The sequence below is a fragment of the Chryseobacterium lathyri genome, from assembly GCF_030812195.1.
Classification (GTDB): Bacteria; Bacteroidota; Bacteroidia; order Flavobacteriales; family Weeksellaceae; genus Chryseobacterium; species Chryseobacterium lathyri_A.
This window is the reverse complement of the sequence record NZ_JAUSSF010000002.1, coordinates 85,415-105,651: the sequence shown is the minus strand read 5'-3', so window position 1 is coordinate 105,651 and position 20,237 is coordinate 85,415. Positions and strand designations below refer to the sequence as shown.

The 20,237-nt window shown below is 37.6% G+C and carries 20 protein-coding genes; 5 read left to right on the top strand and 15 right to left on the bottom strand.

Translation table 11 applies throughout. The features are described from left to right. Positions 1 to 5: 5 nt before the first annotated feature. From J2T03_RS10670 to J2T03_RS10660, 3 genes are all read left to right on the top strand, one after another. A complete protein-coding gene (locus J2T03_RS10670) occupies positions 6 to 815 on the top strand; it encodes a hypothetical protein (RefSeq protein WP_307211183.1) in 810 nt (269 codons plus the stop codon). A gap of 17 nt (positions 816 to 832) precedes the next feature. Continuing rightward, complete coding sequence (locus J2T03_RS10665) at positions 833 to 1,648, top strand: carboxypeptidase-like regulatory domain-containing protein (RefSeq protein ID WP_307211181.1); 816 nt, start codon at positions 833 to 835, stop codon at positions 1,646 to 1,648. 71 nt (positions 1,649 to 1,719) lie between these two features. Continuing rightward, positions 1,720 to 2,454 carry an SIMPL domain-containing protein gene (locus tag J2T03_RS10660; RefSeq protein ID WP_306840368.1) on the top strand — a complete coding sequence of 245 codons (735 nt, stop codon included), beginning with the start codon at positions 1,720 to 1,722 and terminating at the stop codon, positions 2,452 to 2,454. Positions 2,455 to 2,534: 80 nt separating this feature from the next. Here J2T03_RS10660 and J2T03_RS10655 read toward each other — a convergent pair whose 3' ends face one another. Genes J2T03_RS10655 through J2T03_RS10635 form a run of 5 tightly spaced genes read right to left on the bottom strand, consistent with a single transcriptional unit; the run spans position 2,535 to position 7,432 of the window. Further along, entirely contained in the window at positions 2,535 to 3,047 is a 513-nt protein-coding gene (locus tag J2T03_RS10655; RefSeq protein ID WP_307211179.1) for a GNAT family N-acetyltransferase, read from the bottom strand. Positions 3,048 to 3,049: 2 nt separating this feature from the next. After that, complete coding sequence (locus tag J2T03_RS10650) at positions 3,050 to 3,271, bottom strand: PspC family transcriptional regulator (RefSeq protein WP_169234843.1); 222 nt, start codon at positions 3,269 to 3,271, stop codon at positions 3,050 to 3,052. Then, positions 3,264 to 4,535 carry a DUF2851 family protein gene (locus tag J2T03_RS10645; RefSeq protein ID WP_307211177.1) on the bottom strand — a complete coding sequence of 424 codons (1,272 nt, stop codon included), beginning with the start codon at positions 4,533 to 4,535 and terminating at the stop codon, positions 3,264 to 3,266. Before J2T03_RS10645 ends, J2T03_RS10650 begins: the two co-directional genes overlap by 8 nt. 25 nt (positions 4,536 to 4,560) lie before the next feature. Then, positions 4,561 to 5,709, bottom strand: a complete 1,149-nt coding sequence (gene bshA, locus J2T03_RS10640; protein ID WP_307211175.1) for an N-acetyl-alpha-D-glucosaminyl L-malate synthase BshA — start codon at positions 5,707 to 5,709, stop codon at positions 4,561 to 4,563. Positions 5,710 to 5,713: 4 nt separating this feature from the next. Next, positions 5,714 to 7,432: a glycoside hydrolase family 3 protein gene (locus J2T03_RS10635; protein WP_307211173.1), complete on the bottom strand. Its 1,719-nt coding sequence runs from the start codon at positions 7,430 to 7,432 to the stop codon at positions 5,714 to 5,716. 114 nt (positions 7,433 to 7,546) lie between these two features. Between J2T03_RS10635 and J2T03_RS10630 the strand changes: the two genes are divergently transcribed. Continuing rightward, the gene (locus J2T03_RS10630; protein ID WP_306840363.1) at positions 7,547 to 8,101 is read left to right on the top strand and encodes a hypothetical protein; all 555 of its coding nucleotides are present in this window, start codon (positions 7,547 to 7,549) and stop codon (positions 8,099 to 8,101) included. Positions 8,102 to 8,328: 227 nt separating this feature from the next. Here the strand turns inward: J2T03_RS10630 and ribA are convergent, their stop codons facing one another. The 8 genes from ribA to J2T03_RS10590 all read right to left on the bottom strand — a co-directional run bounded on the left by ribA (position 8,329) and on the right by J2T03_RS10590 (position 15,400). Next, complete coding sequence (gene ribA, locus J2T03_RS10625; RefSeq protein ID WP_306840362.1) at positions 8,329 to 8,925, bottom strand: GTP cyclohydrolase II; 597 nt, start codon at positions 8,923 to 8,925, stop codon at positions 8,329 to 8,331. A 16-nt stretch (positions 8,926 to 8,941) separates the two neighbouring features. Beyond that, positions 8,942 to 9,400 carry a hypothetical protein gene (locus J2T03_RS10620; protein WP_306840361.1) on the bottom strand — a complete coding sequence of 153 codons (459 nt, stop codon included), beginning with the start codon at positions 9,398 to 9,400 and terminating at the stop codon, positions 8,942 to 8,944. Beyond that, entirely contained in the window at positions 9,397 to 10,011 is a 615-nt protein-coding gene (locus J2T03_RS10615; RefSeq protein ID WP_306840360.1) for a DUF4254 domain-containing protein, read from the bottom strand. Before J2T03_RS10615 ends, J2T03_RS10620 begins: the two co-directional genes overlap by 4 nt. A gap of 15 nt (positions 10,012 to 10,026) precedes the next feature. Then, the gene (locus J2T03_RS10610; protein ID WP_307211172.1) at positions 10,027 to 10,242 is read right to left on the bottom strand and encodes a twin-arginine translocase TatA/TatE family subunit; all 216 of its coding nucleotides are present in this window, start codon (positions 10,240 to 10,242) and stop codon (positions 10,027 to 10,029) included. Between the two features lie 31 nt (positions 10,243 to 10,273). Then, positions 10,274 to 11,836, bottom strand: coding sequence for a peptidoglycan DD-metalloendopeptidase family protein (locus tag J2T03_RS10605; RefSeq protein ID WP_307211171.1), 1,563 nt, complete (start codon positions 11,834 to 11,836; stop codon positions 10,274 to 10,276). Continuing rightward, positions 11,833 to 12,675 carry a DUF4292 domain-containing protein gene (locus J2T03_RS10600; RefSeq protein ID WP_306840358.1) on the bottom strand — a complete coding sequence of 281 codons (843 nt, stop codon included), beginning with the start codon at positions 12,673 to 12,675 and terminating at the stop codon, positions 11,833 to 11,835. The genes J2T03_RS10605 and J2T03_RS10600 overlap by 4 nt, the downstream gene beginning before the upstream one ends. Before the next feature lie 109 nt (positions 12,676 to 12,784). Next, complete coding sequence (locus J2T03_RS10595; RefSeq protein WP_306840357.1) at positions 12,785 to 13,801, bottom strand: sugar phosphate nucleotidyltransferase; 1,017 nt, start codon at positions 13,799 to 13,801, stop codon at positions 12,785 to 12,787. A 144-nt stretch (positions 13,802 to 13,945) separates the two neighbouring features. Next, on the bottom strand, positions 13,946 to 15,400 hold the full coding sequence (locus J2T03_RS10590) for a lipopolysaccharide biosynthesis protein (protein ID WP_306840356.1): 1,455 nt from the start codon (positions 15,398 to 15,400) through the stop codon (positions 13,946 to 13,948). Between the two features lie 186 nt (positions 15,401 to 15,586). Between J2T03_RS10590 and J2T03_RS10585 the strand changes: the two genes are divergently transcribed. Beyond that, positions 15,587 to 16,924, top strand: coding sequence for a dihydroorotase (locus tag J2T03_RS10585; protein WP_307211169.1), 1,338 nt, complete (start codon positions 15,587 to 15,589; stop codon positions 16,922 to 16,924). A 243-nt stretch (positions 16,925 to 17,167) separates the two neighbouring features. On the opposite strand, the gene J2T03_RS10580 is transcribed toward J2T03_RS10585, so the two are convergent. Continuing rightward, positions 17,168 to 19,465 (bottom strand): GH92 family glycosyl hydrolase, encoded by a 2,298-nt coding sequence (locus J2T03_RS10580; protein ID WP_307211167.1) that lies wholly within the window; start codon positions 19,463 to 19,465, stop codon positions 17,168 to 17,170. 87 nt (positions 19,466 to 19,552) lie between these two features. After that, positions 19,553 to 20,236 carry a response regulator transcription factor gene (locus tag J2T03_RS10575; protein ID WP_307211165.1) on the bottom strand — a complete coding sequence of 228 codons (684 nt, stop codon included), beginning with the start codon at positions 20,234 to 20,236 and terminating at the stop codon, positions 19,553 to 19,555. Position 20,237 lies beyond the last annotated feature (1 nt).

Genomic DNA, 20,237 nt, shown 5'->3' with positions numbered 1-20,237 from the left:
CGAAGATGAAAATTTATTTTAAACAAAGCCTTTACGGAATTCCGTTTTTTATCTCGGCAGGAATTTTTGCCCAACAGCAGGTAACGGGGATGGTGACAGATAACAGCAAAAAAAATATAAATCCTGTTTTAATTATCAATGTTTCCAACCAAAAAAGTACATTAAGTGATGCTTCAGGGAATTTTACATTAGAGGCTTCGGAAAATGATGAACTTAGGTTTGTAAAAGAAGGATATTACCGTTTTGATAAAAAGATGAGAAAGGAAGATTTCAATTCTCCTTTAATGATAAGCCTTGACAATACTGAAATAGAAATTCCTGAAGTAAATATCACGTATAAGCCCACAGGTAATCTGGAAAGGGACAACAGGCATCTTAATGAATCCAGAAAAGCAGTTTCTTTAAGATCTGAGCTGGATGAGTATATGAAAAGTCCTTTGAATGCACCTTTACCGGATAATACGGTTTCAAAAACCTTTACAGGGCAGGATTATAAAACCGGACAGGTCAGTATTTTAGGGGTCTTAGATGCTGCCGTAGGACTTTTCAAGAAAGCAACAGAACTTAAAATTACAAAAGCCAATTTTACGGAGACACAGGATTTCCTTAAAAGAGTAAAGGAAGAAATAGACTTGCAGTTTCTGAGAAAATACGGTATGGATGAAGAGCAGATAGATCATTTTTTAATCTATGCCAATGATACCCGTATGATGGCGAAAAAATACAGGAAAAAATTTAAGGCTGATATTGTAGAGTATGAATTAAAAGTAGCCTTTGCAGAATATAAGAAAACCCATAAGTTGGGCAATATTTAATCTTAAGGAACAGGAACATGAACTTTCTAGGTGGAAATATAGGCATTCATGGCTGGAAAACAGTTTTGTTTCTTCTTGTGTTCACGTTTAATAATTTCTTCTCACAGCAGACGGTTACGGGCCGTATCACCGATGATAGTGGTGAAAGCCTTAGTTCAGTGACCATTATCAATATGTCCAGTGAGCAAAGAACCTATTCCAATTCTATGGGCCAGTTCTCTATTGAAGCTTCTCCAAATGATGAACTGAGATTTGTAAAAGCAGATTTCAGAAGGGTTTCTGCCATAGTTCCGGCCAACGGATTCAGTTCTCAGCTCTTGGTTGTTCTGATTCCTATCCCAAAAGAAATTGAAGAGGTAAAGGTAGTTAAAAAACCGACTGGAGACCTTGAGACAGATTCCAGAATGGCCTCAAAAGCGGATAAAGGTGAGATCGTACGACAGGCAGTAGGGTTACCCCAACCTGTTGGGAAAATGAGGGAAAAGCCGGCAGAAGTGAAACAGGTACTTCTTCCGATACTTTTAGGGAGCCTGGATGTACAGGGAACTTATGATCTGATAAGTGGAAAAGCAAGGCGCCAGAAAAGGCAGTACAGGTATGATGATTTGCAGGAACATATTGCGTGGGTACGGAATAGAGTGGATAATGAATACTTTACGAAAGCAGGTATTCCGGAGGAAAGAATTTCAGAGTTTATACAATATTCATTTGAGGTCAAACCTCAAGTTCGCACATATGTGAAAGCAAAAAACTTATCCGGAGTATTGTTGCGGATGGAAGAAACCATGCCTGTTTATCTCGAAAGATTGAAACAGAATAAAATACAGGAATAATGTTAAGAAATTCTTAAAATTCGGAATAGAAATTGATGTACTGTTATTTAAATTAATCAATCACAATTTCTATGAATAAAAATATTATTGCGGTAGCAGTCGGAGCACTGGGATTCGTCCTTGGGCTTGCCTTTTTAGGAAATGCTATTAAAAACAGAAATAAATCTGAAAATACCATTTCTGTAACCGGATTGGGCACCAAGCAGTTTACTTCCGACCTGATCACATGGTCCGGAAGTTTTTCCAAGAATAATTCTGATCTAAAGGCAGCTTATGATGAGCTGGCTATAGACAGAAAGATGATCAACGATTATCTTGTTTCAAAGGGGATCAAACAGGGTGAGATTGTTTTTTCTTCTGTAGATATTCAAAAGCAGTTCAGAAGCTATAATGATTCTAACGGGAATTATGTGCAGGGTGAATTTTCAGGCTACAACCTTACCCAGAAGGTCTCTATTGAAAGCAAAGAGGTTGTGAAAATTGAGAATCTTTCCAGAAACATTACAGAGATCATTAACCGCGGTATTGAATTTACTTCTTCGGCACCATCTTATTTTTACACTAAACTGGCAACAGTAAAACAGGAAATGATCGCCAGCGCAACCAAAGATGCCAAAGAAAGAGCAGAGAAAATTGCGGAAAACTCAGGAAGCAGTCTGGGAAATCTTAAAAAGGCCACAATGGGGGTGATCCAGATCACAGAACCGAATTCCAATGAAGACTATTCTTACGGCGGAACATTCAATACTTCCTCCAAAGAAAAAGAAGCTAATATTACCATAAAACTGGAATACGAAGTCAATTAAGACTATTCATTTGTGAAATCAGAGGAAATAAAAATAGCAAAAAATAAACCGCCGGAAATTTTCCGGCGGTTTTTTATATTTTAATGATATACAACGTCATAAATTTCGTCTTTTACACGCTTCAGATCTTCAGGAGTATAATTGGCCAGCAACCAAAGATCAAGAGGCTTTTTTCCTTCCCCATAGCTAGGCTGTACATACATTTCGTCAATCAGTGCAAACCCGTTTTTCTGATAAAAGGAATAACGTCTTTTCGCATCATCTCCTAAATGATCGGGTTCTATTTCCAAAATGATTCTGGGATAATTTTTAAACAGATATCCGGTAATATATGATCCCAGTTTCTGGCTTCTGAATGCTTCAAAAACTTCAAAATGTTCTACAAAAACATAAGAACTTAGTTCCCAGATGATAAGATACCCAATAGCCTGCGACTCATGAAGCACAGAAATTATTTTCACGTGAGGGTTTGAAAATAAGGCGGTAAATTGGTTCCAATCCCTTTGTTCGTCTTCAGGGAATGTGCTGGAGTAAGATGTATAGATGTCCTGGACTCTATAATCTTCGGCAGAAGTTATCGGTAAAAATTCCATAATTATAAATCAAAAACGCTTGGTCTTCTTGTAATAAAAATATCTTTGATCCAAAGCGTAAATGCCAGGCCCAGATAGATTAAAAAGAAAAAGCCGGCAGTTGCAAAAGTAGAATAGATGAAGAAGACCCTTAATTTGGATACAGGGATTCCCAGTTTAGCGCCTGTCCTTGTAAGAACACCAAACCATTCTCTCTCCATTTTATGGCGGATATTATCAAACATTTGAAGATTCTTTTAAAAGTTTAAATCCAATACTGCAATTTAAGCAATTTTTTTCTTCGCACGAGGTTTTATGATGATAAATAAGGCTCTGGCTTTCCAGTGCATTTTTAACTTTCAGTCCCAGTTTCTTCCATCCGGAAGTTATAGAATTTTTTTCAGCGGTCATGTTTCTGTATATCTCCAGAATTTCATCGGCGGTTTCCTCGTTATGATATTTGTGATACGTGTATTTTAAAGGAAGTACGGTATTTAAGATAACCAGTTCAATAAAATCCCTGCTTAAGGTTTTAGGCTGGAATTTCGAAACTGTTCCGAAATTAAAATGAAAATCCCAATAAGCCGAAGCTTTTACCGGTGCAAAAACTTCATAGAGCTTATTCATATTGTCAGCTTTAATGATTTTTGAAAACAGATTCTGATGCCTGTAATAAAGATCTGCCAGCTGGGAAAGACGTATCGTGGGGAAATTGGGCGGACGCAGTCTTAAAAACTTCGGATGAAATACCATATCCGGGATGCCGAATTTTTTTCGTATGAATTCAAATTCCCTTTTCCACATTAGCATTTTTTCATCTTTTGGGTGGCCCAGCCATCCTGAAATACCAAATAATAAGGCCTCCAGCTGTAATTCATTCTGGCGGATTTTGTTGATAACACCAAAATCTATGGACTCGGCAATCTGCCTGAACATATGAGCATTTACTTTCAATCCGAAAGAGTAGGCAAGACTGTGGAAAAGAACTGCTTCAAAATTGTTCCTGTACTTTTCTAAGCTTTTTTCCAGTTCCTGAGACTTTTCATCCAGCTTTTTAAGGATATTGGTCTCGTGAAAGGTTAGTGGAATTTTGGTGGAATCAAAAATATTTTCACAGGGAATAAACTGAGTCCCATTGATCATTTTTTCATATTTCCAGAGAATATCCTGATCAATATGATCTTTCAGTTCCAAAGTAGGCACATTTTTAGAGATGAGGTCATTGATCTCAGTGTCATTCTGGTAAACAACGTGAAGAATAATGTTTTGATAGTTAGGGTCCTGGGAATGGTTGTGAAAAACCCAGTCGGAGGTGCGGACGTGCAGCTCGATATTTCCGGCAATAATCAAATCTTTCGTTTTAATTTTTGCGTCGAGAAAATCCGGACCTGCATTTGTATTCCATTTTCCAAAGCTGATGATCTCAACGGAATGCCCTTCAATATCCTTGAAGTCGAAATGTTTGAAAACCTTATAGTTCCAAAGATATTGAAGCAGTTTTTCCGTCATAGTGACGATAAATATAATAGAAATATTATACTTTCGCCAGCTCTTTTTTGAAATTTTCTATAGTCGTTCTATACATTTCTTCATATATAGGAAGAATGTTTTTCAAATCGAATTTTATAGCCTGATCTTTCGCATTTTTTTTCATTTTGGCTAAAAGCTCATCATTGCTCAGCAGCTTGATGGTATAATTGCTCATAGCTTCTACATTTCCAATTTCAGCTAAGAATCCTGTTTCCCCCTGAATATTTACTTCAGGAATTCCGCCTGCATTAGAACTGATTACAGGAGTATAAGCAGCCATAGCCTCAAGAGCTGCCAGACCGAAACTTTCCTGCTCAGAAGGAAGTAAAAATACATCAGAAAGTTGGAGGATCTTATACAGGTTATTTACTTTTCCTAACAGACGGATCTTTGAAATAAGCTCAGGATTTTCTTCCAGAAACTGATTCACTTTTTCCATATCCGGCCCTTCACCGATGATGATCAGTTTTGATTTTACCTTTTTCTCAACACTCTTAAATATCTGCAATACTTCCTCTACACGTTTTACAGGACGAAGATTGGAAACATGGATCAGAATTTTCTCATCAGGATTGGCAAACTGTGTTCTCTGGCATTCCGTGCAGTCATCAAATTCAGAATTATCAATAAAGTTGGTAATAACCTGTATTTCTTTCTTGATATTGAAAAACTGCAGTGTGTCTTTTTTCAGACTCTCAGAAACTGAAGTAATAGCGTCTGACTGATTGATGGAAAATTCTACGGCGTGTTTATAACTTGGGTGCTGACCTACAAGAGTAATATCTGTTCCGTGGAGCGTAGTTACCAATGGAATGTCATTATTATCCTCTTTCAGCATCTGTTTGGCTGTAAACGCAGCGTAAGCATATGGAATGGCATAATGAGCGTGTAGCAGATCAAGCTTATAAAGATTTACGACCCGGTAAATCATGGAACTTAATGCAATATCATAAGGCTGATACTGGAAAAGCGGATAGGTCTGTACATTCACCCTGTGAAAGAAAATGTTCGGATTGGTAATGTCTAGTCTTGCGGGGAGTGCAGAACTTATAAAGTGAACCTCATAGCCTTTATTGGCCAGGGACATTCCCAGCTCTGTTGCAACGATTCCGCTTCCCCCGTATGTTGGATAGCAAAGTATGCCTATTTTCATTAGATTATTGTTGTTTTGATGTTGTAGAAACTGTTGTATTCAGAGGAGTATGATCGATCCCCATGCCTGCTTTCAGCTGATCATTGACCAGAACAGGCAGCCTGCCCCATATTTTTGTTTTTCCGTTCAGAGCATTGGCTGCAGCAGTCATTGAATCATCATTATTTTCATAAGAGACCAAGACTGTGGATATTTTTGTAATATCAATGTCTTTTAAGGCATAAGCACTTCCGAAAACATTTAGAATAACTTTTTGATTTTTGGTAAGATCAGCAAGGACTTTCTTAGATTCTGCTGAAATTTTATAGGGTTTATATGCTGTTGAATTATCCTTGTGGAATCCTACGATTACTGTAGAACCTGCAGGGATTGTAGTGATCTCGTTAGCTTTTTTGATCATGACATTTGATCCGAGCTGATTGGCGAAAGTCTGATAAGGAGCCTCTTCAAGAGGAACGTAATATATTTGTTTTCCGGTGACAGGAAGCAATTGTTGATCATCTTTTAGCAAAGTCAATGCATTGGAATAAAGATTTTGCACCAATGTTTTATGAGAATCATTGTTCAGATCACTGTTGATATTTTCAGGATTTTTTGGACTGTATGTATTAAGGCCCAGGAAATATTTTGTGAGTAAAATTTTCTTTACACTTTCTTCCACTCTTGATTGTGGAATTTCACCGTTTTCAATTGCTTTCTGAATTAATTTTTTCCCTTCCGAAACTCCCTGGGAGAAAAGCATAATATCATTTCCAGCTTTAAAAGCAAGGGCATCCAGTTGACCCGGCTTATATTTATTGGCTACAGCACCCATGTTCAGTGCATCAGTAATGATTAAACCTTTGTAACCCAGTTTTTCTTTTAAAACACCAGTAATAATATTTTTAGAAACCGAAGCTGGAATTCCTTTTCCTGATTCAAGGCTCGGGACATATAAGTGAGCTACCATTACACCACCGATTCCTTTATCCATTAAAGCTTTAAAAGGTGCCAGTTCAACAGTATTTAATCTTTCTAAACTATGTGAAACCACAGGTAAATCCAGATGAGAATCTGTACTGGTGTCACCATGTCCCGGAAAATGCTTGATGGCAGCAAGAATCGTATTGTCCTGAAGACCGTTGGAATAAGACAAGGCAGAACTGATTACATTATCTACCTCTGAGCCGAAGCTCCTGTTTCCGATAATAGGGTTATCCGGATTGGTATTCACATCAACAACCGGTGCGAAATCCCAGTTGATCCCCATTCTGTGGCAGTCTTCTGCGATTTTGGCGGACATCTGATAAATAAGACTCTTATCCTGAACGGCCCCAAGGGTCATGGCCCAGGGAAATTTATGGGCTGTAGCAATTCTTTGAAACAGTCCCCATTCTGCATCCATGCCAATCATCATCGGAATTTTTGATTTCTGCTGGAACTCATTAACCAGGTTGATTTCTCTGGCGGCATCATCCTGCATTAAGATTAATCCTCCGATCTTATCATTAACCACAATATTCCTGATCTGGTTAATATAGTCTTCACCTTTATTTGTGTAAAGCGCTACAATAAACAGCTGGCCCAGCTTTTCATCCTGAGAAAGTGACCTGTAAGTTTTGTTCACCCAGTGATGAGCCTTTTTCAGGTCTTCTTCGGAAATGTTTTTGGGCTGGTACTGAGCTTTGGCTGTAAAGCTTATTAATGAAAAAATAAAGAGGGAAGTATATAACAATTTCTTCATGATCTTTTGAATAAGAACAAAAATACAATTAAAAAAATGATGAAAACAAAGTTTTTGCAATTTTTGGTATATGATTTGAATACGCTTTATAAATAATAACTAAACTTTTTTAAAATGAAAAAAATACTTCTCTTTTTATTCCTGGGTGCTGTAGGTTTTACTGCTTATAGTTGTGACGATGATGATGATGTTGTTCAAACAGTAGATTATGATACAATTTCTCAAATGAAAGATATTACAGGCACTTTTTCAAGTAATGGTAACTATACTATTTCTCAAGGGCTTAATATTCCAAGTACAGATGTTGTTTTAGTCTATAGATCAGTTGCTGGCAATCTTTGGCAGCAAATTCCAAAATCTGTTTACATACCAGATGTAGCTGGCAAGCCAACAAACAGGGGATTTGATTATAATTTTGTTTTTAATTCTCAAAATGTAGAGATCAGAATTGATGATGAGAATTTTAATTTACCAACAGATCTTACATCTGGTGAGATTGCTGAATATTTAAACAACCAAACTTTTAGAATTGTACTTGTTCCTGCCAGTGCTACAGGGGTAGGTGGAGCTAAAAATAAAAATGCCAGTGTAGATTATAGTGATTATAATGCGGTAATTAAGTATTACAACCTAGATGACACTAAGGTGCAAACTATCAAAGTGAATTAATTAAGAATATCTTTTCAGTTTTTTATAATTATTAAAAAAGCTCCGGGAGAAATCTCGGAGCTTTTATTTTATATGGATTTAGAGATGTGTTAAATGGATAACAAATTGTTATGAAAAGGATGACCTTACAAGGCGGCGGTCCCTTTGTTTAACCATAGAATTAATCTACAGAACAGCAGACATTCTTAAAAAACAAAGCTTCAGAAATTTCTGAAGCTTTATTTTATTTAATTATCGTTGTCATCCAGAAGATGGCCAAAGAAGTCTTTTTTTGTCTTTAAATAACCTTTACTCATCTCATTGGCGGGAATCTGTAATGGAACCCTGGAGTTGAGATTAATATTGCTGTTGACCACATATTTTACCTTTTCAGGGTTGTTGGTCAGAAGATTAATATCTTTTACATCCAAAAGATTAAGAATCTCGATAGCTACGCCAAAGTTCCTGTCATCTGCGGGAAGTCCCAGTTCCAGATTGGCCTGTACTGTGTCAAGACCTTTTTCCTGTAAAGAATAAGCTTTGAGTTTGTTGATAATCCCGATATTTCTTCCTTCCTGACGAAGGTAAATAATAATCCCTCCGTGCTCATGGGTATATTTCATTGCGGCATCCAGTTGTTGTCCGCATTCACATTTTTTTGAATGGAAAACTTCTCCGGTAATGCATTCAGAATGGAAACGTACGTTCACCGGTTTTGAAAAATCTGTATTTTCTGCTACGATGGCCATGTGTGGCATCCAGTCGTTTTCGTTTTCAGAGAAAGCGATCATTCGGAAAGAGCCGTGTTCAGTAGGAACATTGGCTTCTGCCTGAATTTTAATCATTAATAGTGGTTAGTTTTTAATTTCCTTTTAAAGAATCTTCGATTACAAAAATATTGGTTTTTAAGCGAACCAGATATCTGTTAAGAACTTCATCATCATCTTTGTCAAGTTGCTGTCTGAGTCTCTGAATTTTCTTGTATGATTTTTCGAAGCTTTTAATGGCTCTGCTTTTTCCCGGCGAATTGTTGGCATCAATGGCATATAAATAATTCTGAAGGCTGTATTTCAAGCTTGTCACTTCATCATTCAAGCTGTTATTCTTAAACTTTGGAAAAGTAGAAATCAGATTTGAAATTTCAGAAGCATTTACATTTTCTTTGATATTGATATCAAAGCTTTTTTTTGCCCCTCTGTCGGAATCAGAACCTTTAGTTTCGCTATAAAAATTATTTGACAACGGGGAAAGATTAAGCTTCTCCGTCGCACAGGAAGTTATGATTAATAGTAGTACTCCAAAAAAAAATAGTTTTCTCATTTCTGTTGCCCCTTTTGATAAAGGATCGGGTTAAGACTATCATCGTTATACATTTTCATTTGTTTGTATACTTTCATCTTAACATTACCGCATTCAATATCAGTAAGCAACTGATTAATAGAAGTTGACAGGTCTTCTTTCTGAGTAAGCAGTACATCCAGTTTAGCCTGGCAGTTGGCACGGTGCTCTTCAGAAGCGGATTCCCTATTGGCCTCTAATGACATATGATAAACCTTTAATGCAAGAATTGATAATCTGTCTACAGCCCAAGCGGGTGTTTCTGTATTGATTTTTGCATCAGGTTTGGGAGTTATATTTTCAAACTTTGTAAGGAACCAGCTGTCGATAAATTCTACCAGGTCTGTTCTTTTCTGGTTGGATGCATCTATTGTTCTCTTCAATTGAAGAGCTTCAGCGGGATCAATATTTTCATCTCTAATAATATCTTCCAAATGCCATTGAACGGTATCAATCCAGTTCTTTGCATACAAAATCCGTTCCAAACTGTCTTTTTCGAAAGGGTTATTAATTAGAGCGTTAACGTCATCGGACACGTGATAATCTTCAATAGACTGATTGAAGACTTTCCATGCAGTCTCAGTGAAATTCATTATTGCTGAGGAATTTTAGTTGCTGGTAGTATTATTATTGTTGGTAGAAGAGGTTTTGCTTTCAGAACCTGATTTGTCTTCTTCCTTCACCGCATCTTTAAATTCTTTGATTCCTGAACCAACTCCTCTCATTAATTCCGGAATTTTCTTTCCTCCAAACAGCAATACCAAAAGTATAGCTACGATAAGGATGTGCTGCCAAGATAAGGCAAGTATTGTTAGTGTGTTCATCTCTTAAGATTTTTGCAAAGTTACGCTTTTTTTAATATGAAATCCAACCTAATGGATCAACCGGTGTATTTCCGTTCCATACCTGGAAGTCAAGGGTATAAGAACCATCAAAATCCTGAGCTACCGTACCTACCGGAGTACCGGAAGAAACCTGCTGTCCTTTGGATACACTTACGTTTCCTAAGTTGGAATAGATCGTAAAATAGGTTCCGTGTTTTACCATAACAGTTTTTGTTCCGTCACTATTTGCCAATACTGAGGAAACGGATCCCGGATATACAGATTTTGCACGGGTTCCAGATGGAACAGAAATTTTAATACCTGTATTTTCCTCAACAATATTTTTGAAAACCGGGTGTGGCTGTCTTCCGAATCGGTGGGTAACCTGTCCTGCTCTGTCTGCAGGATAGCCCAGTCTTCCTCTGTTGTCTGCAAAACTGCTACCGATTGGTGTAGTCACTCCATAGCTGGTCATTGCTTTAGTTTCAGCGGCCTTTTTCTCTTCTTCTTTTTTCTTATTCAGTGCGGCTTCTGCAGCTCTTGCGGCAACAAGCTTATTTGTGGCTTCTTTAGCTCTTGCATTGGCTTCGTCAGATGCTTTTTTCGCGGCTACTCTTCTGGCCTCGTCTTTTGCGCTGGCTTCTGCTCTTGCGGCCTCTTCATTGCGTTTTTTCTCCTCTTCAGCTCTTTTAGCAGCCAAATCGGCGGCTTTTTTAGCTTCAATTTCTGCCAGTTTTCTTTCTCTTTCTAGTGCTTCAGCTCTGGCTTTTGCCTCTGCTTCAATTCTTGCTTTTTCTCTTTCCGCAATTATTTTAGCCATACGGATTTTTTCTGCTTCCGCTTTTCTTCTGGCTTCTTCTTCTGCTTTTGCTATTCTGATTTCTTCTGCAATGATGGCTCTGATCTGTCCTTCTAAGGCTTTAGACTGAACCTGCTTCTGCTTAAGTTCTACAGTAAGCTTGGCTTCATTTTTCTTGAAATCTGCCAGCAGCTGTTCTTTCTGCGCTCTTTCTGCATTAATGGTTGCCAGGTCTTTCTGCTGGTTAGCCAAAAGATTTTCTTTTTCCCTTGCGGAGTTCTGCTTCTGTGCGATTGATTTTTTGATCTGGGCAGCTGCGTTGCTGATCTCTGCCGCTTTTTTATCCTGATAGTCAGCGTACTGTTTTAAGTACTGAACTCTTCTGATGGCTTCACCCAAATTTTTGGACGAAAGAATGAAGGTTACTTTGTTCTGTACTCCTTTGTTTTTGTATGCATTGACAAGAACCTCAGCATAATTCTTTCTGAGAACTGCCAATTCTTTATTTTGACGGTTGATTTCCAGCTGACGAAGATAGATCTCATCTTCAATAAATCTTTTTTCTTTTTGAGTGTTGGTATACACCTTTTCTCTTAAAGTCAATTTTTTATTGACATTATTAAGATAGGCTACTGAAAGTTTGGATTCAGTTCTGGTTTTCGCCAGATCTGTATTTATCTGTACAATTTGTTTTTTAAGATCGGCATTCTGTTTCTGAAGCTGTTCCTTGTTCTGCTGTCCCTGATGCAGGCCGAACAGTAGAATACCTATTAAAAAGCTAAATTTTTTAATCATTTAATCTCAATTTTCTTATAACTGGATGGTACAGAATAAGCTGTTTCCATCCTCGAAAAATCAAATTTCGTGTTTTCCAGTAAAATTTGGCTAGATTTTGAGCCTTTTATAATTATTTTAACATTTTTTGGAAGGCGGATTCCATTGTATTCATTCCAGTTGCTGTAAGAGATTTCGAGCTCATCAGGAGATAAAACATCCTTCAAATTCACACTCAGCAGATCATAATTTGTATCATACTGAAGCTCAATTTTGTATTCCCTGGTTTTCTGGTCTGTGACAATTTTCTGGTTGGTATTGGAAACCATTTTAAAGCCCTGCATATTTTTGGTCAGGGTAAACTGGGAATCACTGATCTTCACAAAGGTTCTCCCCATCAATATTTTTTCCAGTGATTTGTAGTCGATGAAATTGACATTCAGTAAGTTATTTAAGTAGTCGAAATCTGAATCGATATAGGTTTTGCTGGTTTTGTCCTGTCCTTTGATTCCTTCAGGAGTAGCAATTCCTCTTGCTACAGTAAATAAAAATGCCTGAAGATTCATCCATACTTTTTTATCATTTTCAATATAGATGACGGCATCAAGGGTTGGGATAAAGTTTCCGGTTTCCACATTCACCTTACTGTTGATCTTGATCTGATCAAATTTTGGTGGAATAAGCACATGCTCGTAGAAGGTAAGTTTGTCTCTCACCGGCTCATTGGCATCTTTGGGATTTCTATTGTCTTCTGCTATGACGGTACTATCCTGATTGCTGCCATTGTTTTTAGCTGCATTCCTTGTTTTACAGGATGATAGGGTAAGCAACAGGAGAAGTATTGGGATCCAGTTTTTCATGTATTTTGTCTTGCAATTAAAAAAAATACGCTGCAATATTAACGCCAAACCACACAACAGATGCTATGTGGTTTGGTTATATCTTATTTTAGATTAATTATTTCTGTTTTTATCTGGATAAAAAATCCAGCACTGAGTAGTCACCTAAAGAAATTTCTCTGGACACTCCAAAATACTGGGCAGAATTTCCGATCATTGAATTGGAAAGGTTTCCGTGATTGATTTTTGTATTTTCCTGAATCAAAGAGTTTTCAATATTGGAATTGACAATAACCGTGTTATTTCCTAATGAGACCCCGGGACCTATTTTAGAATTGGAAATCTTTACATTTTCACCGATGAAGCATGGCTGAATGATCAATGAATTTTCAATCACTGCCGATGCCGGGTAATCAAGCATTGCTTCTCTTTCGTATTCAAGGATTTTGCTGTTGGTTTCTACGGTAGCATTTTTGTTTCCGCAGTCCATCCAGTCATTCACTTTTCCTAAAGTGAATTTTGCTCCTTTTGCTCTAAGGTTTTCCAGTGCTGTTGTCAGCTGATATTCACCGCCGTTTTTTATATCATTATCCATAATATAATTGATTTCGTCCATCAGTTTTTCAGCACTGTTGAAGTAATAAATACCGATGATGGCAAGATCTGAAACGAAAGTTTGAGGTTTTTCAACAAAATCAGTAATAAAACCGTAGTTATCTAACTTTACCACTCCGAAAGCAGAAGGATCTTCTACGCTTTTTACCCAGATTACTCCATCAGAATTTTTGTCCAGCTGGAAATCTGCACGGAAAAGTGTATCTGCAAAAGCGATCACTACATCTCCCTGCATGGAGTTTTCTGCACATTTAATAGCGTGTGCTGTTCCAAGCGGGTCATTCTGGTAATATATACTGCCTTTTGCTCCCAGTTTTTCGGCAATCTGAAGGAGGGATTTTTCAATCTCCGGCCCGAAATCTCCAATGATAAATGCTACTTCTTCAATTTTTTCGCCTGCCACTTTAGCAATATCTTCTACCAGTCTCTGTACAATAGGTTTCCCAGCAATCGGGATAAGAGGTTTTGGAACTGTCAGTGTATGTGGACGTAATCTGGAACCACGTCCAGCCATAGGAACAATTATTTTCATAAATAATATGACAATGTTTATTTGTTATTTTGATTAGTTAAAGGTAATAATTAAAATCATTGCTGATCGTAATAATTATCATCTTTATCAATCTTCTGTTTAATTTTTTTAAGAAATCAATAGTATCAAATTAGAGGCCATATTCTAAGACCTTTTTAGTATTTTGGATAAAATAGCTTTTTCTTTATAGGCTACAAGGGCAATAAAAAGAAGCAGAAATAAATTTCCCACGATATAATTGGTTCTGAAGAAATAGAAAGATACGAGTGAGCAGGTAATAGTAAAGATTAAATAGAGCGCAATTTTCCCTGTATTATAATGAATAGGATATTGCTTCTGCCCCCAAACATATGAAATAATCATCATAGACATAAAGGTGATCAGCGCAGCCATAGCACTTGCCCAGTATCCATATTCCGGAATAAAGAAGAAGTTAATGAAAACGGTAATGCATGCACCTATCACTGAAATATATAAGCCGACTCTGGTCTGGTCAGATAATTTATACCAGATAGAAAGGTTAAGGTAGATCCCTAAAAATAAAGCGCCAAGCATCACAAATGGTATGATTTCAATACCTTCATAATAAAGCGGGTTGCTCAGGTATTTTTCTGAGATCCACTGAAGGTTCACCATCAGTCCCATATAAATGATACAGCTGCATATCACAAAAACATCCATCAATACGGCATAGGTTTTATGTGAATCTTTATTCTTAAAACTTGAAAAGAAATAAGGTTCAATACCGAGCTGATAGGCCTGCCGGAAAACTGTGATAAAGGTTGCGATTTTATAAACTGCACCATATACTCCAATCTGATGGCGTGCTTCGTCAGGAGGAAGCAGATATTTAAGAAATTGTCTGTCAAGAGTCTGGTTAACGATTCCTGCCAGTCCTGCAATCATTACAGGCCATGAATAATTCATAATTCTTTTCCATAATTTAAAATCAAATTTGGAAATACTGAAACTGAAAAACTCTTTTCCGACAATCAGCAATGTAATAATACTCTGTACCAGATTGGCGATAAATACATAACCTACCCCTAATTGAGGATCATATTTTAAACCGAGAATTCCTTCCGGATGTTTGGGAAGCCATTGGATGAAAAATATGACCAATAGAAAGTAAACAACAGAGCCGGCAACTTTGGAAAACATATATTTAAATGCTTTCCCCTGCAACCTTAATATAGCCGAAGGAATTGTAGAAAAGGCATCCAGAGAGAGAATGAATAAAAATATGACCAGATAATTGACCTGATCCGGAGTTTCAAAAGCCACTGCAAGTTCATTCCGGAATACATATCCTAAACCAAGATAAATTAAAGCAATGCTGATAATGCTTACCGAGCATGTCGAAATCAATGTTTTCTTGTCAATGCTTTCTTCCTGGGCAAACCGGAAAAATGAGGTTTCCATACCATGGGTAAGGAGTACCGTAATAACTCCGGCAATGGAATACCAGTCCACAAAGGGTGATGAAGCAGCAGGCCCGAAAGCCTTTGTCACGATAGGTGCAATGATGAACGGGAAAATACGGACCAATACTGAACTAAGCCCATATACGGCGGTCTGGCCGAATAACTTCTTATACAAACTCGAAAATTTTATGCAAATGTAAATATTTAGAAATTGATTTATAATCAGCAACATTAAAATTCATTCATAAACCTTAATTTTGTTTTTTGTAGATGCCAGATATCAGAAGTTAGAAATTAGCGATATAATTTTAGGCTTAAAATTTTTCTGACATCTAACCTCTAATTTCAATAAAAGTAAAAAATGAAGACCCTAATCAAAAGTGTAAAGATTGTGAACGAAGGTAAGATCTTCGAAAGCGATATTTTAATAGAAAATGACCTGATCTCTAAAATAGATACCCATATTTCCGAAGAAGCGGATCAAATCATTGATGGCTCCGGGAAATACCTTCTTCCGGGGGTAATAGACGACCAGGTGCATTTCAGAGATCCGGGACTTACACATAAAGGAGATATTGAAACTGAGTCCAGATCTGCCATTGCAGGAGGGGTTACAAGTTTTATCGATCAGCCTAACACGGTTCCTAATGCAGTTACTCAGGAATTACTGGCCGATAAATACGAGATTGGTTCTCAAAAAGCATATGCCAACTACGGGTTTATGATGGGAGGAACGAACGATAATCTTGAGGAAGTTTTAAAGACAAATCCTAGAAATGTTCCCGGGATTAAATTATTTTTAGGCTCATCCACGGGAAATATGCTCGTAGACAATCCTGAAACGCTGGAGAATATCTTTGGCAGCACAAAAATGCTGATCGCTGTCCACTGTGAAGATGAAGCGACAATCAAAGCCAATACCCAGAAATATCTTGATGAATATGGGGAGGATATTCCTGTAAAATTTCATCATCTGATCAGAAGTGAGGAAGCGTGTTATAAATCTTCTTCCAAAGCAATTGAATTAGCGGAAAAAACAGGAGCAAGGCTTCATGTATTCCATCTTTCAACAGCAAAGGAAATGGAGCTGTTCAGAAATGATATTCCTTTAAAAGATAAAAAAATTACAGCTGAAGTATGTGTTCATCATCTGACGTTTACCAATGAAGACTATGAAACTAAAGGTTCTCTGATCAAATGGAATCCTGCTGTAAAAACACAGAAAGACAAAGATGCACTGTGGGAAGCTCTTCTGGATGACAGAATTGATGTAATTGCTACAGATCATGCACCGCACACAGCCGAAGAAAAGCTGAATCCATATACGAAATGCCCTTCCGGTGCACCCTTGGTACAGCATTCGTTATCGGTGATGCTGGAAAATCATTACTTCGGAAAAATTTCTTTGGAAAAGATTGTTGAAAAAATGTGTCACAATCCTGCGATACTTTTCAGAATTGAAAAAAGAGGTTTTGTAAGAGAAGGGTATAAGGCGGATCTTGTTTTGGTTGATTTAGATGCAGAGTGGACTGTAGCTAAAGACAATCTTCTTTACAAATGCGGATGGAGCCCGCTGGAAGGAATGAATTTGCACTCCAAAGTAACCCAGACTTTTGTGAATGGCCATCTGGTTTATGATAACGGGACTATTTCAGAAAAAAAATCAGGGGAAAGACTTCTTTTTGAAGTAGAAGAATAAGGGTAAGATAAAGATCAAAATAATAAAAAGGGCAAATAAACATATTTGCCCTTTTATTTTTATAAGCCAGATGCTCTCTGGAATTACCCGTCAAAAATTATCTGAATTTTCGCGACCCTTCTACGGGAAGGAATTCTGATCTGATGAATCTGCAGTCAGATATTTTTTAAGCTTAATTGCTTTTCCTTTGATGTATTTAACTTAACAGCTAAAATCTTTTGTGAATTTTGTAGTGAAAAAAAACTATTTTTTCGCTCTGGCACTCATATAAAATGTAAGTTTTCCGCCAGCTACGAGCTCAGAATGTTTTAGCGTAAAATTTTTAATCTCTTTACCGTTCAGAAGAATCTTTTCAACATACGCGTTCTTCGGACTCTGACTAACGGCTTCAATTTCAAACGTTTTCCCGTTTTCCAAATTCAGAACTGCATGGTCCACTGCCGGACTTCCAATGGCATAATCTTCAGAACCGGGTGCTACAGGATAAAATCCGAGTGAGCTTAAAATGTACCACGCGCTCATCTGTCCCGCATCATCGTTTCCACCAAGTCCATCAGGTGTTGCTTTGTACTGCATTTCTAAAATACGGCGGATCTGAGCCTGGGTTTTCCATGGCTGCCCTGCCCAATTATAAAAATAAGCAACGTGGTGTGCCGGTTCGTTCCCGTGAACATAGCCTCCGATAATTCCTTCGCGGGTAATATCTTCTGTATCAGCAAAAAATTCATCAGGAAGGTGCATGGTGAAAAGCTCATCCAGTTTTGAGGCAAATTTTTTCTTTCCACCCATCATCTGAATCAGACCGTCAGGATTCTGAGGAACAAAAAAGCTGTAATTCCAGGAATTTCCTTCAATGAAGCCCTGTCCGTGGGTGCTCAGTACATCAAAATCTTTTTTGAAACTCCCATCAGCAAGTCGGGGACGCATAAATCCGGCTTTCGGATCAAAGTTATTTTTCCAGTTTTCAGAACGTTTGAGGAACTGGTTATAAATTTCTGTTTCACCTAAATGTTTTGCAAGCTGGGCAATTGCCCAGTCATCATAAGCATATTCCAGGGTGTTGGAAACTGAAGTTCCGTTTTTCTCAGTCGGAATATAACCCATATCTATATAGTATCCGATGCCTTCATAATCTCTTTTATTGGCTGTGGCAATACAGGCTTCCAATATTTCTTTCGGATCACCGTTGTAATTCCCTTTGATTACAGCATCGGCTGCTACACTTACACTGTGGTATCCGCTCATACACCAGTTATCATTGGCATAATGTGACCATATCGGAAGCATTTTCATGGAGAACTGATCGTAATGGGCCATCATGGATTTCACCATATCATTATTCCTTTTGGGCTGGATGATGTTAAAGAAAGGATGAAGGGCGCGGTATGTATCCCAGATTGAAAATGTTGTATAATTTGTGAAACCTTCTGCCTTGTGAATATTCTGATCTAAACCTTTATATTCCCCATTGATATCCATATAAGTGGTAGGACTGATAAAAGTATGATACATCGCTGTATAAAAATTGGTCTTTTCTGTTTCCGAACCTTTGATGATGATTTTATTCAGCTCTTTATTCCAGCTTTCCTGAGTTTTTGCTTTGATCTGATCAAAAGATAAATTTCCGGTTTCTTTTTCAAGATTTTCCAGGGCATTGGCCTGACTTACCGGAGAAATGGCCAGCCTAACTTCTACGGCTTCGTTTTCCTGAGTATCAAAATCAAAATACATTTTCAGATTTTTACCGGCGATTTCTGGGAAGTTTTTATTCTGGTCAAATTTTCTCCAGAATCCTTTGTAGACCTGCGGTTCATCAAAATTTTTCTGCCCATATGACTGAAAGGGTTTTGAAAATTTCATAGCAAAATAAACTGTTCTGGTTCTTGCCCAGCCATTGGTCTGGCGGTAACCTGTTACGGTGCCGTCGTTTTCTACGCGTACATATGTCCAGACATTTTTACCCTCATAATTATAGATTCCTGCAGTCAGATCTAAAATGATATGTGCCTGATCAGATTTCGGGAAGGTGTACCGGTGAACTCCGGTTCTTGTGGAAGCAGTCAGTTCTGCCAGGATATTGTGATCATCCAGCTTCACTTTGTAATATCCGGCTTCAGCTTTTTCATTTTGATGGGAGAATCTGCTTCGGTATCCATTTTCAGGATTGGAGGCTGTTCCGGGATTCAGCTGCAGTTTCCCGACAGTTGGCATAATCAGGAAATCTCCAAGGTCGGAATGTCCTGTTCCGCTGAAATGTGTTGAACTGAAGCCTACAATCGTTTTATCTTCATAACGGTATCCTGCGCAGTATTTATATACTTCACCATTATATTTTCCATTGAGTTCATATGAGACCGTATCAGTTTCCGGACTTAGCTGTACAGCTCCGAAAGGAACGGTAGCACCGGGATAGGTATGTCCCATTTTTTCAGTTCCGATCAAAGGGTTTACATACTGTATCAGCTTTTCAAACTGTTGGGCTTTCGAATATTGACCGAGAAGTAAAAGGAGTATAACTGCAAAAGTTGCCGTATTTTTCATGAATGAATATATTTTCAAAAGTAAAATTAATTAAAAATTGAAGAATAATCATTTATTGCTTTGCTTTAGATGCGATTCACTCCGTATTTAGTGTTTTTCAGAAAAGCGGAATCCTATTCCATGCAGGTTCTCGATCAGGATATTTTGCTCATCAGTAAGTACTTTTCGCAGTCTGGAAATAAACACATCCAGGCTTCGTCCCATAAAATAGTCATCATCTCCCCAGATTGCCTTCAGGATATCCTGTCTTTTTACCACCATATTCTTGTGGCGAATAAAGTATAAAAGCAGTTCAGATTCCCTTTGGGTAAGGGTAATGCTGTTTTCCATGTCCTGGAGGGTATAGTTTTGGGGGTCAAAATCATATTTTCCTACCTTGTATTTTAGCTGGATGGCATCCGTTTTCTTTGTACGTTTCAGGAAAACTTCAATTTTAAGAATTAATTCTTCTATGCTGAATGGTTTTACCAGATAATCATCAGCGCCAATTTTCAGCCCTTTAATCCGGTCTTCTTTTAAAGCTTTTGCAGAAATGAAAATGATGGGTATTTCAGAATTTTTATTGCGGATTTCCTGTGCCACTTCAAATCCGTTGATTTCAGGCATCATAATATCTAGCAGGCAAATATCAAAGCTCTGGCTGTTGAATGCATCAAGTGCAGATCTTCCATCCGAATAACAGTTGATGTCATAATAGCTTTCCAGGCTGTCCTGGATGAGGAAAGCTATGGTTTTATCATCTTCTGCATATAAAATTTTAGATTTCTCCATA

What these genes read in the sequence shown, in the direction of transcription:
- J2T03_RS10670 (WP_307211183.1), top strand. Translation starts at nt 6, where the DNA reads ATGAAAATTTATTTTAAACAAAGCCTTTACGGAATTCCGTTTTTTATC.
- J2T03_RS10665 (WP_307211181.1), top strand. Translation starts at nt 833, where the DNA reads ATGAACTTTCTAGGTGGAAATATAGGCATTCATGGCTGGAAAACAGTT.
- J2T03_RS10660 (WP_306840368.1), top strand. Translation starts at nt 1,720, where the DNA reads ATGAATAAAAATATTATTGCGGTAGCAGTCGGAGCACTGGGATTCGTC.
- J2T03_RS10655 (WP_307211179.1), bottom strand. Translation starts at nt 3,047, where the DNA reads ATGGAATTTTTACCGATAACTTCTGCCGAAGATTATAGAGTCCAGGAC.
- J2T03_RS10650 (WP_169234843.1), bottom strand. Translation starts at nt 3,271, where the DNA reads ATGTTTGATAATATCCGCCATAAAATGGAGAGAGAATGGTTTGGTGTT.
- J2T03_RS10645 (WP_307211177.1), bottom strand. Translation starts at nt 4,535, where the DNA reads ATGACGGAAAAACTGCTTCAATATCTTTGGAACTATAAGGTTTTCAAA.
- bshA (WP_307211175.1), bottom strand. Translation starts at nt 5,709, where the DNA reads ATGAAAATAGGCATACTTTGCTATCCAACATACGGGGGAAGCGGAATC.
- J2T03_RS10635 (WP_307211173.1), bottom strand. Translation starts at nt 7,432, where the DNA reads ATGAAGAAATTGTTATATACTTCCCTCTTTATTTTTTCATTAATAAGC.
- J2T03_RS10630 (WP_306840363.1), top strand. Translation starts at nt 7,547, where the DNA reads ATGAAAAAAATACTTCTCTTTTTATTCCTGGGTGCTGTAGGTTTTACT.
- ribA (WP_306840362.1), bottom strand. Translation starts at nt 8,925, where the DNA reads ATGATTAAAATTCAGGCAGAAGCCAATGTTCCTACTGAACACGGCTCT.
- J2T03_RS10620 (WP_306840361.1), bottom strand. Translation starts at nt 9,400, where the DNA reads ATGAGAAAACTATTTTTTTTTGGAGTACTACTATTAATCATAACTTCC.
- J2T03_RS10615 (WP_306840360.1), bottom strand. Translation starts at nt 10,011, where the DNA reads ATGAATTTCACTGAGACTGCATGGAAAGTCTTCAATCAGTCTATTGAA.
- J2T03_RS10610 (WP_307211172.1), bottom strand. Translation starts at nt 10,242, where the DNA reads ATGAACACACTAACAATACTTGCCTTATCTTGGCAGCACATCCTTATC.
- J2T03_RS10605 (WP_307211171.1), bottom strand. Translation starts at nt 11,836, where the DNA reads ATGATTAAAAAATTTAGCTTTTTAATAGGTATTCTACTGTTCGGCCTG.
- J2T03_RS10600 (WP_306840358.1), bottom strand. Translation starts at nt 12,675, where the DNA reads ATGAAAAACTGGATCCCAATACTTCTCCTGTTGCTTACCCTATCATCC.
- J2T03_RS10595 (WP_306840357.1), bottom strand. Translation starts at nt 13,801, where the DNA reads ATGAAAATAATTGTTCCTATGGCTGGACGTGGTTCCAGATTACGTCCA.
- J2T03_RS10585 (WP_307211169.1), top strand. Translation starts at nt 15,587, where the DNA reads ATGAAGACCCTAATCAAAAGTGTAAAGATTGTGAACGAAGGTAAGATC.
- J2T03_RS10580 (WP_307211167.1), bottom strand. Translation starts at nt 19,465, where the DNA reads ATGAAAAATACGGCAACTTTTGCAGTTATACTCCTTTTACTTCTCGGT.
- J2T03_RS10575 (WP_307211165.1), bottom strand. Translation starts at nt 20,236, where the DNA reads ATGGAGAAATCTAAAATTTTATATGCAGAAGATGATAAAACCATAGCT.